Genomic DNA, 17,503 nt, shown 5'->3' on the forward strand with positions numbered 1-17,503 from the left:
ATAGCCTTTATTTTTTTGTAAAATTAATAAAAAGTGTTGACAAGAGTATCTAGACATGATATTATATAAAAGGTTTTGAAATAAAACTGACCTAAGACAGCAGGGGAGCGTGCTCATAATAATCCTGCCGAGGCACAAAACGTCATTAAAAAGAACGTATTGTACTTTCGTGTCTAGGTTTGGATGCGTTTTTTTATTGAAACAATCCAGCCCAAAATAATTACGGAGGTAAAACACTAATGAGTCAAGCAAGTATTGCTAAAAAAGCTGAATTGGTTGAAATTTATGCTGAAAAAATGAAAGCAGCTGCATCTATCGTTGTTGTAGATTCACGTGGTTTGACAGTAGAACAAGATACTGTTCTTCGTCGTAATCTTCGTGAAAACGATGTTGAGTTTAAAGTTGTTAAAAACTCAATTTTACGTCGTGCTGCTGAAAAAGCTGGTCTTGAAAGCCTTTCTGAGATTTTCGTTGGACCAACTGCTATCGCATTTTCAAATGAAGATGTTATTGCACCAGCTAAAGTTATCAACGACTTTACAAAAGAAGCTGAAGCACTTGAAATCAAAGGTGGTGCTATCGAAGGCGCTGTTTCTTCAAAAGAAGAAATCGTTGCTCTTGCGACATTACCAAACAGAGAAGGACTTCTTTCAATGCTCCTATCTGTACTTCAAGCGCCAGTTCGCAATGTTGCTCTTGCAGTCAAAGCGGTTGCAGACAACAAAGAAGAAGACGCTGCTTAATAGCGCCTTTAGTAGCTTAATGCTACAACCTATTTAATATTAAAAACAAAATTTGGAGGAAATTACAATGGCATTGAACATTGAAAACATTATTGCTGAAATTAAAGAAGCTTCAATCCTTGAGCTTAACGATCTTGTAAAAGCTATCGAAGAAGAATTTGGTGTAACTGCGGCTGCTCCTGTAGCGGTTGCTGCAGCTGGTGCTGCTGACGCTGGTGCTGCTAAAGATTCATTCGACGTTGAATTGACATCTGCAGGCGACAAAAAAGTTGGCGTTATCAAAGTTGTTCGTGAAATCACAGGTCTTGGTCTTAAAGAAGCTAAAGCTCTTGTTGATGGTGCACCAGAAGTTATCAAAGAAGGTGTTGCTGCAGCTGAAGCTGAAGACATCAAAGCTAAACTTGAAGAAGCAGGCGCTTCAGTTACTCTTAAATAATAGAGTACCGCAATTTGATTGCAGAAGCCTAGTAAATCAAGGTTTTCAAGTCGCTTAGGGCGATTTAATAGAGGGGGAATAATTTCATTCCCCACCAAAACCCCACTAGAATAAATCTTAGTGGGGTTTATTTTTACCAATTTTTATTAGTATAAATTTTAAAAATTGATGGGTGCATTTAAGTTGATACCTCCATATCGAAAATAAATGCTGAGATTGAAGCGCAAAATTATTTACTTTCTGTCGAAAAGAAGTATAATATACCTAAGATAGAAATCGAGCAAACCAAGAAAAACTTGGAATACTGGAAAGGAGAGTTAAAAAAATATGAAAATAAATAGTATTACCCAAGCACCATTTGGGACAATTCTTTCATTATCTGACACTCTCCCAAGCAACTCTGTAGGAAACTATCTGTCAACTGACGGGGAAGTGTTGCATAAAATAAAAGGGACTCCAAGCGATTTATGGTCAGATGTGCTTATAGATAAAACAACTGATGTATTTGTCGGACAAGAAGTTCAAGTTTTAAAAATAGTTTAGCACCTAGAGAAATCTAAGTGCTTTTTTTGTTATCCAAAAACAGGAGGAATAGATGTTAGAGATGTTATGGCAGTTTATCTGCTTTTTTTGTCAGCAACGGCTGCATTTATCTTGATGATTTGGCCAGTCTTTATTGTAGGATTGATAAAGGCAGTGTCGAAAACATGGAAAGGAAAATAATGATGAATAAACGAATGCGGAAGAAATACTAAGTCATTTGATGATAAGTCTATTTTTAATCTACTATCTCTCTTTTTTATGCTATAATAGTGAAGTTATTGACTTTTAGTAAAATTGATATGATGGAGTGCGTATGAGTATTTTAGAAGTAAAAAATCTTAGTCATGGTTTTGGGGACCGTGCTATTTTTGAGGATGTCTCTTTTCGTTTGTTGAAAGGAGAGCATATTGGCTTAGTCGGTGCAAATGGAGAAGGGAAATCTACCTTTATGAGCATTGTGACAGGGCAATTGCAACCAGACGAAGGAAAGGTGGAGTGGTCTAAGTATGTCACAGCAGGTTATTTGGACCAACATGCTGTATTAAATGAGGGACAAACGGTTAGAGATGTTCTTCGTACAGCCTTTGATGAATTGTTTAAAACAGAAGCTCGCATCAATGACATCTATATGTCAATGGCAGAAGAGGAAGCTGATGTGGATGCTCTTATGGAAGAGGTAGGTGAGTTACAAGACCGCTTAGAAAGCCGTGATTTTTATACCCTAGATGCCAAGATCGATGAGGTCGCACGCGCTTTAGGTGTTATGGATTATGGGATGGATAAGGACGTCACAGCTTTAAGTGGAGGACAGCGGACTAAAGTTCTACTGGCTAAACTTCTCTTAGAAAAGCCAGATATTTTATTATTGGATGAGCCAACCAACTATCTAGATGCCGAACATATTGACTGGTTAAAACGCTACCTTCAAAATTATGAAAATGCCTTTGTCCTAATCTCTCATGATATTCCATTTTTAAACGATGTGATTAATATTGTATATCATGTTGAAAATCAATTATTGACGCGTTATACTGGAGATTATTATCAATTTCAAGAAGTGCATGCTATGAAAAAAGCACAACTTGAAGCAGCTTATGAGCGCCAACAAAAAGAAATTGCAGACCTTCAAGATTTTGTGAATCGTAACAAGGCACGTGTGGCAACGCGTAATATGGCGATATCACGTCAAAAGAAGTTGGACAAAATGGAAATTATTGAGCTACAAGCTGAAAAGCCTAAGCCATCTTTTGATTTTAAGATGGCACGCACACCAAGCCGTTTTATTTTCCAAACAACTGATTTAGAAATTGGCTATGACCGTGTGTTGACCAGAAAACCTCTCAATCTCACATTTGAGCGTAACCAAAAGATTGCGATTGTTGGTGCCAATGGTATCGGAAAATCAACACTTCTAAAGAGTTTATTAGGCATCATCCCACCCTTATCTGGTTCAGTTGAGCGAGGTGAGTATTTAGAGTTGGGATATTTTGAGCAAGAAGTAGCTGGGGGTAACCGCCAAACGCCACTTGAAGCAGTTTGGGATGCTTTCCCTGCTTTAAATCAAGCTGAAGTTCGTGCAGCCCTAGCAAGATGTGGTTTAACATCAAAACACATTGAAAGTCAGATTCAGGTTTTATCAGGTGGAGAACAGGCAAAAGTTCGTTTTTGTTTACTAATGAATCGCGAAAATAATGTTTTGGTATTAGACGAGCCGACCAATCATTTGGATGTTGATGCAAAAGATGAATTAAAGCGTGCTTTAAAAGCCTATAAAGGCTCTATCCTTATGGTCTGCCATGAGCCAGATTTTTATCAAGGCTGGGTAGATGATGTTTGGGATTTTAATGAATTAACCTAAAACAACAACCGCAAGAATTTATCTTGCGGTTGTTGTTTTATAACATAAAATAGACAATGGCTATATATTGCAAAGTCGATGCTAAGAGAATGAAGAGATGCCAAATCATATGAAAATAGGGTTTCTTTTTAGCATAGAAAACAGCACCTATTGTGTAAGATAAACCACCAGCTAGCATGAGAAGTCCAAATGTCATGCTAGTCTTTTGCAAAATGGCTGGAATGATAAAAATGACTAACCACCCCATAAAAAGATAAAGAAATAGGCTGAATTTTTCATTGATATGTTTGGCAAAAATCTTATAAAGAATACCAAAAATTGTGATTCCCCATTGTAGCGTGATAATCACATAACCTAACCATCCTCCAACTAAAGAAAGAGCAACAGGTGTATAACTCCCTGCAATTGCAATATAAATCATACTATGATCGATAATACGTAAGACATATTTATGAGTTGAATCATAAGGCATGGAGTGGTAGATGGTTGAAGATAGAAACATCAGAAATAGGCTGATGACAAAAATAGACATCCCTACAACTGCAGTCTTATTATAATCATGATAAGCATGGATAGCAGTAATAGGTAATAAGCTTAACATGATAGCTGACCCAATAGCGTGTGTCACACTATTGGCGACTTCTTCTCCAAAAGAGAGTGGGGCACTGAGTTTTAGACTGTGATTCATGAGCGTTCTCCTTCTAAATCTAAGGTTAATTGACGAGTTTTATAATAAAGTTTGAGGGCTCGGCAGGCGCATCTAATAATTTCTGGTGTCTCATTATTTTCTTGATTCCTCATACAATCAACAAAGTGGTTATAAAGTGTTTTTGAATCTTGTTTTTCAGATAATAGATTCAAAGTATGGCTAATCTCTTGGATAGAAAAAACATGCTTTAAGCTATTTAGGGCAATCAGACGAGCAAGCTGATGTTTTTGATATTTTTTTTTGATTGGCTTATCAATGTGTTTGTGTTTAACGTAATTGTTAATCATTGAGGCTGTCAGACCTTTATCCTTGGGATCTAGGCTATATTGTGTATATTGATTGACATATAGTAAGATCTGATCAAGGTATAAATCCAAATCTGGCAGCTCATCCCAGTAGGGAATAGTATTCATCACGTCAAAACCTCTCTTTTATCTAGTATCAATAACTAGATTATATGTTTTTTATAAAATAATGTCAAGGAATTAACTACTTAAGAGATCAGTAGCTGGAAAAGGTGACAAAAAGTATTTTTATCTGTATAATAAGTAGATAATGTTGATTGGAAACGAGGACAACCATGCAATTTGATAAACGACTGATTAGCTCAGTAGTTCTTATTTTTGTGATATGTTTATTTATTCAAAGTAATTGGTCAAGCGGTGCTACTTTACTTCAAACGATTTACAAAGCAGCTCATCCCTTTATTGTAGGCGCAGGGGTGGCTTTTGTTGTCAATATTGTGATGAGTGCCTATGAAAAACTTTTTGTTAAACTCATCAAGGTTGATCAAATTTTAAAATTTAAAAGAAGCTTTTCTTTATTATTAGCGTATGCGACTTTTACAGCTGTCGTTTATATGATTTTCACTATTGTATTACCAGATTTGATTACCAGCTTACAGTCTCTTTTATCGATTAATCCTCAAGATATTGCGAAGTTATTAAATCATATCCAAAAAAGCGAGATCGTCTCAAACCTTATCAATGCACTTGGCGGAGAAGCAGAAGTAACGAATACCTTGATCAATTTTAGCAAACAGATTCTTAGCCAGCTGTTAAGTAGTCTGACCAGTATCTTAATCTCGGTTACCTCCATAGCTTCAACCTTACTAAATTTGGTCGTGAGCTTGATTTTCTCGGCTTATGTTTTGGTCAATAAGGAAACTCTAGGGCGTCAGTTTGGACTTTTAATCGATACCTTTTTCAAATCATACGCCAAAGGGATTTATTATGTCCTAGACGTTTTAAATCAACGTTTCCACGGTTTTTTTGTTAGTCAGACTTTAGAAGCTATGATTTTAGGCTCTTTGACAGCTATTGGGATGAGCTTACTTGGTTTACCCTATGCTGCAACGATTGGTGTCTTGATTTCTTTTACAGCCTTAATTCCTGTGATCGGTGCCTATATTGGAACGAGTGTGGGAGTGATCTTAATTTTAACTCAAGATTTTAAACAAGCCCTTATCTTTTTGATTTTTATCGTGTTACTACAACAATTTGAAGGAAACTTGATTTATCCACGTGTTGTCGGAGGCTCAATCGGACTACCTGGGATGTGGGTCCTACTTGCCATTACTCTTGGTGGCGCATTAGGCGGTGTATTTGGAATGCTGGTGGCAGTTCCAGTCTCAGCGAGTGCCTATCAAATCCTAAAAGATTACACTTACAAAAAGCAATCTCAGCTCTCTAATAGCTAACAATTGACGCTCTTTGAGCGTTTTTTCTTTTGTAAAAGCTTGTGCTATAATGTTTAAAAGAGAGGGTAAGTATGATTCGATTATTTCAAGAAAAGGATGCAGAACCATTAGCCCAAATGATTGCTAAAAGCTTACGCCAAATCAATCAAAAAGATTATGAGACAGCTTATATTGAGCGGGTTGTTGAAAGTTTATCTGCAGATGCTTTGATCAAACGTGCCTCATGGACACATTTTTATGTGGTTGAAAAAGAGGCTACTCTGGTAGCTTGTGGCGCAATTGGGCCCTATTGGGATAAAGAAGATGAGGCGAGTTTGTTTACGATTTTTGTTGCGGCAGATCATCAAAAACAAGGATTGGGCTCTTTGATAATGAAAACGCTGGAACAAGATAGCTATTTTATAAAAAGTAAGCGAATTGAAATTCCATCTTCTATAACGGCTGTCGCCTTTTATCAAAAATTTGGTTATAGCATCAAAAAAGGAGAGCAGTATCCTGATAAGGAAGGGTTATTTCGATTAGAAAAACATAGAGAGGTTATATGAGATTAGATAAATTTTTAGTAGATTGTGGCGTGGGGTCACGAACTGAGGTCAAAAAGATTTTAAAAAATAAAACTGTTAAAGTTAATGAAGTAGTCGAGACTTCTCCTAAAAGGCAAGTTGACCCTAAACAGGATCAGATCAGTGTGTCTGGACAAGTGCTGAATCATGAACGTTTTGTGTATTATATGTTAAACAAACCCAAAGGTGTGATTTCTGCAACCGAAGATAGCAAGCATAAAACAGTGCTAGATCTTTTAGATGAACGGGCGCACTATAAAGATGTCTTTCCTGTTGGGAGACTTGATATTGATACTCATGGTCTTTTGCTTTTGACAAATAATGGGGGACTAGCGCATGCCATGTTATCACCTAAAAAACATGTCAGCAAGTGTTATGAAGCTAAGGTTGCAGGTATTATGACAGGTGAAGATATAACAGCTTTTGAAAGAGGCATTGCCCTAAAAGATTTCACCTGCCTACCTGCTCAGCTTGATATTTTAGAACGTAATGAAGAGGAAAAAACTAGCTTAGTGCATATTACTTTAAAAGAAGGAAAGTTCCATCAGGTGAAAAGAATGGTCGCAGCTTGTGGCAAAGAGGTTATTGATTTAAAGCGATTAACAATGGGACCTCTAAGCTTAGATACCAACTTAGCATTGGGAGAATATAGAGTCTTAACCAATCAAGAACGAGAGAGTTTACAAGTATTTGGTGTTGACTTGGATTAGGGAACTTTTCTAGAAAGGTGTAAAATACAATGCGCTCATTTTTGAGTAAAAACAATATAAGTTTACTGTTACTAACTGTTACTCTAGCTATTATGGTAGGAGTGGGTGCCATTATACTACACTGTGTTTTTGATTTTTTCTGGTCAGATATTTTGCAAACCTCTACTTCTGGTCAGCGTAGCCAACTCGTTATTGTATCGGGTCTTATTAGTTCAGTAGGCTGGTATTTTCTTCAAAGACAGAGCAATGGAATAATTTCTTTAAAGAAGCAGATTTTTCCTAAAACCTCTAGTGAACAATTACCCAATTTTGGTAGACAGATGGGACATATTCTCTTACAAATTGTGACAGTAGGCTTGGGTTCGCCTATAGGAAAAGAGGTTGCTCCAAGAGAATTTGGGAGTTTGTTATCGGCTTACTTAGCAAAAAAAGTATCGATAACAGCAGAAGAACGGTCAGTATTGGTAGCAGCTTCTACGGTTGCTGGTTTGGCTGCGATTTATCAAATTCCATTCGCAAGTATATTATTTGCTTTTGAGATATACCGTATTCCATTAACGATTTTGAATTTCCTGATAATAGCTATCACATCATATGGTGCTACATTTATTGCAAATATTGAAATTAGTAATGCCCCCATGTATCATGTTGCCAGTCAACCAGTAAATTGGTCAATACTTGTTATCAGTAGTTTTATGACGTTGATAACGATACCTACCGCTAAAGTGTTTACTAGCCTCAGTAAGAGTGCCAGTAAACATCGAACTAAAGATAGGCGAATTTTATGGCAATTACCAATAGTTTTTGTTTTACTAGCACTACTAAGTTATTATTTCCCCAGTTTACTTGGAAATGGCTCTCTTTTGATTCAGTCAAGTTTGGATGGAATGCGACTCAGTGATGCAGTGGCGCTATTTGTATTAAAATTTATTATTGTCTTACTCTGCTTACGATTTGGCTCTTATGGTGGGACGATGACGCCTTCTATTTCAATTGGTGCCGTCTTTGGGGAGGTTATTGTTTTGTTGGGGGGAGTATTGGGTTGGGTAAAGTATTCTCCGATTTTTATAATAATTTCTGCCTGTAGTTTTTTAGGAGTGACAATGGGAGCTCCTTTTACAGCTGGGATGATCGTTTACTCATTTATCGGATTTCAAGAATCTTATATGATACCTATTTTGATTTCTGTCGGGATCTTGTTTAGTTTTGAATTTATCGTCAAAAAATTAAAATAATCTTTTTCCTTGACTTAGAGTTAACTCTAGGGTATATAATAGGGCTATCAAGGATGGAGGTGGGGAATGAATATAAAAGTTGCTGCTGACCTGGTGGGCTTATCTGCCGACACCATTCGTTATTATGAAAAAATTGGCTTAGTTCCACCGATTACACGGAATAAATCAGGTATTCGTGATTTTCAGCAGAAGGATTTAGAGGCTTTAGAGTTTGTGAAATGTTTTCGTTCAGCGGGCTTGTCTGTTGACTCTTTGACAACCTATATGACCTTGTATGGTCAAGGAGATAGCACACGCCTTGAGCGTTTGGAGATTTTACAAACCGAGCGTGACAAGCTGAAAGCACGTCTTAAGGAACAGGAGGCTGCTCTTAAGCGTTTAGATTATAAAATTGCCATTTACCAAAAGGGGCTGTCAAATGATGCGCCACTATAGAAAGGATAGAAACTAATGAAAACTGCTATTTTTGAAAAAGCTGGGTCAATGATTATTGAGGAAGTTGACAAGCCAAAGATTCAAGCCAGTGATGATGTGATTTTACGCATTGTGAGAGCTTGTGTGTGTGGCTCAGATTTATGGTCCTATTCGCATGGAGATGCACGGGAAAGTCATACTAATAACTCAGGGCATGAGGCATTGGCCATTGTTGAGGAGGTCGGTCCAGACATCACTACCTTAGTACCAGGAGATTTTGTGATTGCGCCTTTCACACATGGTTGTGGAGAGTGTGCGGCCTGTCGTGCAGGTTTTGATGGGACTTGTGACAACCACCCAGCACCAACGAACTGGGGCGGTGGTTTCCAAGCAGAGTATTTGCGTTTCCACTATGGAAACTGGGCCTTGATTAAGGTTCCTGGTCAGCCATCAGATTATTCAGAAGGCATGTTAAAATCCCTCTTAACCCTAGCTGATGTGATGCCAACAGGTTACCATGCGGCACGAGTCGCTCAAGTTGAAAAAGGGGATAAGGTTGTGGTCATTGGTGACGGTGCTGTTGGTCAATGTGCTGTCATTGCAGCTAAGATGCGAGGAGCTTCACAAATCATCATGATGAGCCGTCATGAAGATCGTCAAAAATTAGCCTTAGAGCTTGGTGCTACAGCTGTTGTCGCTGAACGTGGTGAAGAAGGTATTGCCAAAGTTCGTGAGATTTTAGGTGGTGGTGCAGATGCTGCCCTAGAATGTGTGGGAACTGAGGCTGCTATCGAGCAAGCTATCGGTGTTCTTCATAATGGTGGTCGCATTGGTTACGTTGGGGTCCCGCACTATAATAACCGTCCACTTGGCTCAACTTTTGTGCAAAACCTTACCATTGGAGGCGGATCTGCTTCAGTAACGACTTATGTTAAAACCGTTCTTCTTCAAGCAGTATTAAATGGCGATATCAATCCAGGTAAAGTCTTTACAGACACCTATCAGCTAGATGATGTCAATCAGGCTTACCAAGATATGGCTGACCGAAAAGCTATTAAATCCATGCTTCTAGTATCAGAATAAAGAGAAAACTTCAAGACATCTTAGTTCTTGAAGTTTTTCTTTTGTTTGAAGAAGTGATAGGTCTCTCCCCAACCTTTTACGACAAAAGGAATTAAGAGATACACGTAGGGGATTGCATATTGGCTCTTAGTTTCCCAAAGTAAGTGGAATATAATGCCACCTGCGAGGTAGATGAAAGGATAGAGGATGATAAGATTCATATTTTTAGAAAAGATAAGATAGAGAAATGCCCCTAAGTAGATAAGAATCAGCATAGCATGTGTCACTTGGTAAATGATACGATACCCCCATCTGCCATTAAAGATAGAGGCTGCATAAATATTATCAAGGGGTTGCTTTTGAGGTTTACTAGGTCCTGACCAGATTGATTGGAAGGTTGATTCTGTCCAAGTGGTCAAAAATTTAGTAGAAAAGAATGTCCAAGCATAAGCTGGTTTTTCAAAAAATTTTTGCATCTCATGGGTAACCATTTTATCAGCATCTTCTTTGATTTGATCGTAGTCTCCAGATTTTTCAAAATAAATATTTCTGACATAAGAAGTGTACCATCCAGGTTGACGGTGATTATCTTTTAAATCCTGAAGCCCCATAGCTAGCCAAGCAACTTTAGGCGTACCTTTTAATTCATGACCAGCTAAATATTGATAGTAGCTGAGAGTTGCTTTGTTAAAGCTGATCGCTAGTCCAAAGAGAATAATGGGGTAGCAAATCAAACGTTTATTCTTTTGATAAACAGCTTCAAGTAGGATAATAACAGAAAGAGTTATGAGGAGAATGATGTTATTATTTCTTATCCAGTAGGCAGTTGCAAGAGTCAACAGGCTAACTAGAGCATCTTTGCGCTGATGATTTGATAGGTATCGGATAAAGAAATAAATGCCAACACTCGCTATGGCTAAACTGTAAACAATACCATAAACAAATAGGATATTGAAAAACTGAGGAAGAAAGGCAAAGCTGAGAAAAATGGTCCACTTGCTGACACGGTCATTATCAAAGAGGAGTTCAGCTATTTTCCAAGTCATAGCATTCGTGAGAAGAATGGCAATGATATTAAGCAGGAAGAAAACAACCATACTAGGAATCGGAATGATTGTCAGGATAATACGCTCAAATGTAACCAACCCTAATTGGTGAGGGTAGCGAAAGAGGTAGGCACCTTCATTAAGTGAGGAAAGGTTACCTTGATTGATACTGACAGCTGAGCGAAAGACTGTCGCTGCATCATCTCGTGTAATATCAGTCGTCAAGGCAATAAGAAGTAGCCCACCTAGGCTGAAGAGTGTCGCTAGCAAAATGAAGAGTTGCTTTTTTGTGAGGTGGTCAAGAAGCTTATTAATGATGATACTTAAGGGGAAAAAAGCTAGTAAGCAGAGATAGACCCAGGGTCTAGGACTAATCATATCTGCCCATTCATATCGAACGACATAAATAATCGTTTGGACAAGAAAGGCAGAAAGGGTTAGCAATGCCATCATAAGTGTCACCCCAACTGTAATAGATGTTTTTAAAAACTGGACGATTTTCATAAAAACCTCGTTGCTAATAGTTTTAGAACAAAAGAGCTAGAGAGAATTAATTCCCCCAGCTCTTTTGTGATGTGTTTACTTTTTATAGAGTGTCTCGCTTTGTCTATTGGGATCAACGGTAACATTGATACCAAGTTTACGGAAAACATTTTTGTCTTCTTCAGGTAAGCTAACACTGGAATGCACTTCAGATCCTTTCAGATTTCCAAGTTCTTCCATGGCTTTTTTAGCATTCTTATCTGTCATAGCAGTGATGGCTAGAGCGATAAGCAACTCGCTAGAGTGAAGACGTGGGTTGCGATTGCCGAGATGGTCAACTTTTAAATCTTGAATAGGTTTAACATAGTCTGGTTGAATGAGGTGTGTGTCCTTGTCGATACCTGCTAGTGCTTTAATCCCGTTAACGATGACAGCAGCAGATGGACCAAAGAGTTCTGATGTTTTACCTGTAACAATTTGACCATTAGGCAATTCCATAGCCAGTGCAGCTTGTCCAGTTTCCTCAGCCTTTTGACGAGCAACGACGGTCACTTGACGATCAAGTGGAGTGATACCAAGGTTATTCATCAATAGTTCAATCTTGGTGATAGCAGATTTTGCCACCTTATCTTCTTTGTAGTCTGCCACAGTCTGATAATAACGACGAATAATTTCTTGTTTAGAAGCGTCACGAGCAGCCTCATCATCTGTAATCGCAAAGCCAACCATATTAACCCCCATATCTGTTGGGGATTGGTATGGTGATTGCCCTAGAATGCGCTCTAACATGAGCGATACTACAGGGAAAATCTCAATGTCGCGGTTGTAGTTGACAGTTGTTTCCCCGTAAGCTTCTAAGTGGAAAGAATCGATCATGTTGACATCATCAAGGTCTGCTGTTGCTGCTTCATAAGCTAGGTTAACAGGGTGATGGAGTGGCAAATTCCAAACTGGGAAAGTTTCAAATTTTGCATAACCAGAGGTCACGCCATTCACTTGGTCATGGTAGAGCTGGGATAAACAGGTTGCTAATTTACCTGAGCCTGGTCCTGGTGCTGTGACAACAACTAGATTGCGACTTGTTTTGATGTAGTCGTTTTTCCCCATACCTTCTGGTGAAATGATATGGTCGATAGCTGTTGGGTAACCAGCGATTGGGTAGTGAAGGTAAGATGCGATGCCATTTTTTTCAAGCTCTTTACGAAAAGCATCCGCTGCAGGCTGACCAGCATATTGCGTAATGACCACAGAACCAACAAAAATGTTGAGTTCATTGAAAGTGTCAATCAGACGAAATACTTCCTGGTCATAAGAAATCCCCAAGTCACCACGAGTTTTAGAATGTTCAATATTACTAGCATTTATGGCAATGACAATTTCAACTTGATCACGTAATTCGTGAAGGAGTTTGATTTTATTATTTGGCTCATATCCAGGTAAGACGCGTGCGGCATGGAAGTCTTCCAACATCTTCCCACCAAATTCAAGGTAGAGTTTTCCACCGAATTGCTCAATGCGCTCAAGGATATGGTCACGTTGTAAATCTAAATAGTTTTCGGAACTAAAAGCTTGTTTTTTCATTTTTTCACCTCTAATGATAAATTATAATAAATTTTGAGTAAAAATAGAAGTTATTTACGATGAAAACAAGAAAAACTCTCTCAAATATAGAATTTGAGAGAGTTTGGTTAGTCTTTTTCATATGTGATAGTAAGGCTAAGACGTTTAAAGGAGCTTTTATTTCGCCAAAATAGACGTATCTGTAAGAAACTTGCCAAAGATAATAAGAGAAGGAAGCAATTGTTCCACCAAGCAAGAAGATTGGCAATGAGATCATATTGTTTAAAGAAGGAGTTATACATGTTTAGTAAGATACTATTATCGTGAATGTAGCGTTTCAGGCTTTCTAAGATGGCTTGAATATCTTTTAAAGTGTTGAGTGGCATGGTTGAGATTTCTTGGTTTAATCCTTTTATCACCTGGTCTAAGTCCAAACTACGAAAAGCAGTGTAGTCTTGATAAAGGGTTAGACTCGTTTGGAAACTAGAGATTACACCGACTAGCAACAGAAAAATTGGAAAAAGATTTAAAAACAGATAACTCCACCGCAAACTTTGGCTACCTCGTTGAGTCGTCGCTTTTAATTTTTTAAAGAAAAAGTTATTCAGATAGAAGTAAAGGATAATCTCAAGTAAGAAGAAAATAGCGCTAATGATGAGCCAGCTTTTTCCCTTGGATAACAAGTTGTCTATGATATTGCCATCAAGTAATGCTGGAATGCTTTCAATCCCAAGGTAAAAATGTTTGATGCTCCAATTGTGAAAAATAGAAGTTTGGAACAAAACAATCAACCAAAGAAGAACGAGATAAAGACTACTTCCTAACAATATAGGGGATGCTGGCTTGTTTTTTGACATAAAAAAGTCATTCCTTTCTGAAAATGATCTGATTTATTGTATCAAAAATAGCAAATAAGTCGCAAGAAAAGTGGTTGCTAAATGTAAGAAAAAGGAATGGTGTAATGGAATCTAAAGGAGGTCGTAAAATGGTACAATTGGGATTAAAAGCTAGTACAGATAAAAAATTGAGAGTCGTCTGAGGTATCAGCCCTCAGTATTTGAATTTTATACTATCGTATCATTTTGGTGATGAGGCCTGAATTCACTGTTTATTATTAATGCTACTAAAAACACAAAGTTTCAATGAAAGAAACTTTGTGTTTTTTGATAGATAATTTTTTTAGACAACATTTAAAACTTGCTAGGATAAGATGAGTTGAGCAAGGATGGGGCTGACGATAACATAAAGAATACCCGTAATTCCGATAGATAAGCCAGCAATTGCTCCCTCGACTTGTCCATATTTTAAAGCAGCTCCTGTTCCGATGGCATGACCTGTTCCTCCTAAAGCAACGCCAATAGCAATAGAGTCTTTGATGTTTAACCATTTGAGCAAAACAGGACCGAGCACACTGGTTAGGATGCCTGTGATGACAACAACTAATAGTGTCACCGTGGTAATTCCTTGCATCTTATCAATCATTCCAACTGCCATGGCGGTTGTCACTGATTTTGGGATAAGGGAGATGGCTAAAAAGTATTTCATTCCAAAATATTTTGCTACTAAAAGAGTATAGAGGGTATTGATAATAGTCGCAAGGGTAATACTGAAAAAGATACTCCTAAAATGATGTCGCATCAAATGGAAATTACGATACAAGGGAATAGCCAAAGCCACGGTCGAAGGAACAATCAACATATTGAGATAGGCTCCTCCAACATAGTAGTTTTTATACGGAATATGAAACAGCTTTAATCCAATAATAACAAGAGCTGTAGCAACTAAAAGAGGGGTTGTTATAGGATGTGGGAAACGCCTAAATAGTAATAAACCAATATAATAAGCCAAAATAGACAGGAAAATCCCAAACATAGGATTCAGAGTGAGTTCAGTCATGATTTGGAAAGTCTCCTTCAAATTTATTTTTTATAAAACCTACAATAAAAGCAATCACAACAATATTTAAAACCAAGGCCCCGAAAAGAATTAAGCTAATCGGAAATAAATAAGGTACAATTTCCTGATAGCGCTCCATAATCCCAACAGCAGCAGGTAAAAATAAAATCGTCATATTGGCTAGTAAAAATTGCCCCACTAAGTGAATATGCCTCAACCGAATCAGTTTTACTTTTAGAGCAATAAAAAGCAGTAACAAGCCAATAATGCTACCTGGTATGGGAAGATGCCCAAGTGTTGAGATGCCTTCTCCTACAAAGGCAAAGAAAAGAATAATCATAAATTGAACATAAATTTTCATAAAGCCTCCTTTGATTAACATCTTATAGTTTACTCCAATATTTATTTTTTTCAAGACCATATAAAAGATTTTGTGATTTAATTGACTTATAGTGAACTATAAGTAGTATAATGAAAGGTGTAAAATGATGGAAGGAGTTCTTGTAATGAGTACAGAACGTTATACAATTACAGAAGTCAGCAAAAGATACCGAATTAGCAGTAATACCTTACGCTATTATGAACGCATTGGTCTTTTGCCTGATATCCCAAGGCAGAGCAACGGCAATCGCTACTTCACTAAAAGTCATTTAAATTGGCTGGAGATGATTATCTGTCTAAGGCATTCTGGTGTACCGATAGAGAAACTAATAGAATATGCCAATTTATTAAAACAAGGCAGTAGTACCGCAGACCAACGTGAAAACTTGTTGCGGGGGCAACTGGCAACGCTTTACCAAAAGCAAGCTAACCTCCAACGTTCCATTGACCGTTTGGAGAAAAAAATAGCTCTGTACGAATCAGGTGAGATTGAACAAGACCTTTCCTACTTTGAAGACTATGCGATTTTATCCGATGAAAAGGATAGCTGGAAGGAGATTGATGTATGAAAATAGATGTATTTGCCCATGTATTGTTGCCCCAGTTTTACCAAAAAATGTTGGCCCTTGATCCAGCCTTGCCTCAAAAAATGCCCTTTCTCCAGAATCCTGTCCTACAAGATATGGAAAAAAGGCAGGCTCTGCAAGATTCAACTGTCAAACAGATTATTTCATTTGTCAATGTTAATCCAGAAGATTATCTTGAAGCAGAGCTAGCCTTGACTTTGGTAAAAGAGGCCAATCAAGAACTCTTGGAAACTGTTCAATCCTATCCAAATCAATTTTTTGCTGGTGTGGCCATGCTGGCCCTGAACAACATTGAAGGAAGTTTGGAAATTTTGGAAGACTTTGTAGTGAAACATTCTGAAATTGCTGGAATCCAGCTGTTTTCAAGACACCTTGGCCTGTCCGTTGCGGACCAAACATTTAGACCAATCTTTGCCAAATGTGCAGAGTTGGATATTCCTATCTGGTTGCACCCTGTATTTGACACTCGAAAACCAGATAACAACATTGTCTTTTCATGGGAGTACGAGCAAAGTCAGGCCATGCTGCAATTGGTGGAGGCTGGTATCTTCCAAGACTATCCTAATCTGAAAATCATTGTCCATCATGCAGGAGCCTTGGCACCATTTTTTAGCGGACGGATTCAGTACATTTTACCAGAAAAACAGGTGGAGGACTTCCGCAAGTTCTATGTAGATACCGCTATCTTAGGCAATTCAAAGGCTCTAGAATTGACCATCGACTATTTTGGCTTAGACCGTGTTCTCTTTGGAACCGATGCGCCTTTGGGGATTGCGCCTGCAGGGGCTACGCAGGTCATCTCAGAAGCAATTGACTCCCTGCCCTTATCTCAAGAGAACAAGCAAGCCATTTACTCTGAAAATATCAAACTATTACTGAAGGAGGCAAAATAGATGAGTAAGCCAGTTGTTCATTTATTTCATCTAGGAGTTGAGGAGAAAAATCGCGATACCTTTTATCAAGTAGGTGTGGAAAATTTCCAGACCTCTTACAAAGAGGAAGCTGGTACTTTTGCCATGTACGCCAGTTCTATAAAAGAGAATCCTTTGGAATACAAGGTTTTTGAGGTCTATGCAGATGAGGAGGCCTACCAAAAGCATCGGAAGTCTCCGCACTTTAAAGCCTATGTAGAGCAGGTAGGCTCCAAACTCACCAAGCGGGAAGTCTTTGAAGTAGAAGCCTTGTTTTTGGAAGAAAAATTGCCGTCTGGAGTGTGGCTAGGACCAGAACACCATTTCCTAAAATTTGCTCAGGTTCAAGTGAGAGAGGGAAGCCAGGAAGCCTTTGAAAATAGTGTCCTAATAAACATGCAATCCTCTATGAAAGAAGAATCGGGTGTTTTAGCCATGTATGCCTTAAAGGACTGTCAGCAATCCAATTGCTATTATTTCTACGAAGTGTGTGCAAACGCGAAAGCCTATGAAGACCACCGCTTAAGACCACATTTTAAACGCTACATTCTAGAGACCCAGGACTTGGTGGAAGAGAAAATCTTACAGGACTTGGAAAACAGTATCGCCATCTCGAAAGGGAAACTAGCTTTTTCTGGCTAATTTGTATCACCTATCCTTCTATGCT

The 17,503-nt window shown here is 38.2% G+C and carries 20 protein-coding genes and 1 other annotated feature; of the genes, 13 read left to right on the plus strand and 7 right to left on the minus strand.

Annotation, left to right across the window (positions count from 1 at the left end):
- Positions 1-72: 72 nt before the first annotated feature.
- Positions 73-204, plus strand: a sequence feature (ribosomal protein L10 leader region).
- A gap of 35 nt (positions 205-239) precedes the next feature.
- The 4 genes from rplJ (at position 240) to ACQRDX_RS06085 (ending at position 3,580) form a co-directional block, all read left to right on the plus strand.
- Positions 240-743 (plus strand): 50S ribosomal protein L10, encoded by a 504-nt coding sequence (gene rplJ, locus ACQRDX_RS06070; protein WP_354368549.1) that lies wholly within the window; start codon positions 240-242, stop codon positions 741-743.
- Positions 744-810: 67 nt separating this feature from the next.
- Positions 811-1,179 (plus strand): 50S ribosomal protein L7/L12, encoded by a 369-nt coding sequence (gene rplL / locus ACQRDX_RS06075; RefSeq protein WP_354368551.1) that lies wholly within the window; start codon positions 811-813, stop codon positions 1,177-1,179.
- 327 nt (positions 1,180-1,506) lie between these two features.
- Positions 1,507-1,722, plus strand: coding sequence for a hypothetical protein (locus tag ACQRDX_RS06080; RefSeq protein WP_427895423.1), 216 nt, complete (start codon positions 1,507-1,509; stop codon positions 1,720-1,722).
- A gap of 313 nt (positions 1,723-2,035) precedes the next feature.
- Positions 2,036-3,580 carry an ABC-F family ATP-binding cassette domain-containing protein gene (locus ACQRDX_RS06085; protein WP_427895421.1) on the plus strand — a complete coding sequence of 515 codons (1,545 nt, stop codon included), beginning with the start codon at positions 2,036-2,038 and terminating at the stop codon, positions 3,578-3,580.
- A 37-nt stretch (positions 3,581-3,617) separates the two neighbouring features.
- Here ACQRDX_RS06085 and trhA read toward each other — a convergent pair whose 3' ends face one another.
- Together trhA and ACQRDX_RS06095 are read right to left on the minus strand one after the other, a co-directional pair.
- On the minus strand, positions 3,618-4,268 hold the full coding sequence (gene trhA / locus ACQRDX_RS06090; RefSeq protein WP_354369256.1) for a PAQR family membrane homeostasis protein TrhA: 651 nt from the start codon (positions 4,266-4,268) through the stop codon (positions 3,618-3,620).
- A complete protein-coding gene (locus ACQRDX_RS06095) occupies positions 4,265-4,702 on the minus strand; it encodes a DUF1836 domain-containing protein (RefSeq protein WP_427895426.1) in 438 nt (145 codons plus the stop codon). Before ACQRDX_RS06095 ends, trhA begins: the two co-directional genes overlap by 4 nt.
- Before the next feature lie 167 nt (positions 4,703-4,869).
- On the opposite strand from ACQRDX_RS06095, the gene ACQRDX_RS06100 reads away from it, so the two are divergent.
- The 6 genes from ACQRDX_RS06100 (at position 4,870) to ACQRDX_RS06125 (ending at position 9,993) form a co-directional block, all read left to right on the plus strand.
- Positions 4,870-5,988 (plus strand): AI-2E family transporter, encoded by a 1,119-nt coding sequence (locus tag ACQRDX_RS06100; protein WP_427895418.1) that lies wholly within the window; start codon positions 4,870-4,872, stop codon positions 5,986-5,988.
- Positions 5,989-6,059: 71 nt separating this feature from the next.
- Complete coding sequence (locus ACQRDX_RS06105; protein WP_427895416.1) at positions 6,060-6,533, plus strand: GNAT family N-acetyltransferase; 474 nt, start codon at positions 6,060-6,062, stop codon at positions 6,531-6,533.
- Positions 6,530-7,261 carry a pseudouridine synthase gene (locus ACQRDX_RS06110; RefSeq protein ID WP_427895414.1) on the plus strand — a complete coding sequence of 244 codons (732 nt, stop codon included), beginning with the start codon at positions 6,530-6,532 and terminating at the stop codon, positions 7,259-7,261. The genes ACQRDX_RS06105 and ACQRDX_RS06110 overlap by 4 nt, the downstream gene beginning before the upstream one ends.
- A 29-nt stretch (positions 7,262-7,290) precedes the next feature.
- Entirely contained in the window at positions 7,291-8,496 is a 1,206-nt protein-coding gene (locus ACQRDX_RS06115; protein ID WP_427895412.1) for a chloride channel protein, read from the plus strand.
- A gap of 66 nt (positions 8,497-8,562) precedes the next feature.
- The gene (gene nmlR, locus ACQRDX_RS06120; RefSeq protein WP_427895410.1) at positions 8,563-8,931 is read left to right on the plus strand and encodes a stress response transcriptional regulator NmlR; all 369 of its coding nucleotides are present in this window, start codon (positions 8,563-8,565) and stop codon (positions 8,929-8,931) included.
- A gap of 15 nt (positions 8,932-8,946) precedes the next feature.
- A complete protein-coding gene (locus ACQRDX_RS06125; protein WP_427895408.1) occupies positions 8,947-9,993 on the plus strand; it encodes a zinc-binding dehydrogenase in 1,047 nt (348 codons plus the stop codon).
- Between the two features lie 20 nt (positions 9,994-10,013).
- On the opposite strand, the gene ACQRDX_RS06130 is transcribed toward ACQRDX_RS06125, so the two are convergent.
- From ACQRDX_RS06130 to ACQRDX_RS06150, 5 genes are all read right to left on the minus strand, one after another.
- The gene (locus ACQRDX_RS06130) at positions 10,014-11,522 is read right to left on the minus strand and encodes a hypothetical protein (protein WP_427895406.1); all 1,509 of its coding nucleotides are present in this window, start codon (positions 11,520-11,522) and stop codon (positions 10,014-10,016) included.
- A gap of 75 nt (positions 11,523-11,597) precedes the next feature.
- On the minus strand, positions 11,598-13,082 hold the full coding sequence (locus tag ACQRDX_RS06135) for a DUF1846 domain-containing protein (RefSeq protein ID WP_427895404.1): 1,485 nt from the start codon (positions 13,080-13,082) through the stop codon (positions 11,598-11,600).
- 107 nt (positions 13,083-13,189) lie between these two features.
- The gene (locus tag ACQRDX_RS06140; RefSeq protein WP_427895402.1) at positions 13,190-13,918 is read right to left on the minus strand and encodes a hypothetical protein; all 729 of its coding nucleotides are present in this window, start codon (positions 13,916-13,918) and stop codon (positions 13,190-13,192) included.
- Positions 13,919-14,261: 343 nt separating this feature from the next.
- Complete coding sequence (locus ACQRDX_RS06145) at positions 14,262-14,957, minus strand: LrgB family protein (RefSeq protein WP_427895400.1); 696 nt, start codon at positions 14,955-14,957, stop codon at positions 14,262-14,264.
- A complete protein-coding gene (locus tag ACQRDX_RS06150) occupies positions 14,950-15,318 on the minus strand; it encodes a CidA/LrgA family protein (protein WP_427895398.1) in 369 nt (122 codons plus the stop codon). The genes ACQRDX_RS06145 and ACQRDX_RS06150 overlap by 8 nt, the downstream gene beginning before the upstream one ends.
- Before the next feature lie 145 nt (positions 15,319-15,463).
- On the opposite strand from ACQRDX_RS06150, the gene ACQRDX_RS06155 reads away from it, so the two are divergent.
- The 3 genes from ACQRDX_RS06155 to ACQRDX_RS06165 are packed head-to-tail and all read left to right on the plus strand — an operon-like array spanning position 15,464 to position 17,478.
- Positions 15,464-15,907 carry a MerR family transcriptional regulator gene (locus ACQRDX_RS06155; RefSeq protein WP_427895396.1) on the plus strand — a complete coding sequence of 148 codons (444 nt, stop codon included), beginning with the start codon at positions 15,464-15,466 and terminating at the stop codon, positions 15,905-15,907.
- Positions 15,904-16,818, plus strand: a complete 915-nt coding sequence (locus ACQRDX_RS06160) for an amidohydrolase family protein (RefSeq protein WP_427895394.1) — start codon at positions 15,904-15,906, stop codon at positions 16,816-16,818. Before ACQRDX_RS06155 ends, ACQRDX_RS06160 begins: the two co-directional genes overlap by 4 nt.
- Complete coding sequence (locus ACQRDX_RS06165) at positions 16,819-17,478, plus strand: putative quinol monooxygenase (RefSeq protein WP_427895392.1); 660 nt, start codon at positions 16,819-16,821, stop codon at positions 17,476-17,478. It abuts the gene before it with no gap.
- The last annotated feature ends 25 nt before the right edge of the window (positions 17,479-17,503 follow it).

The organism is Streptococcus sp. SGI.013, assembly GCF_050315295.1.
GTDB lineage: Bacteria > Bacillota > Bacilli > Lactobacillales > Streptococcaceae > Streptococcus > Streptococcus porcorum.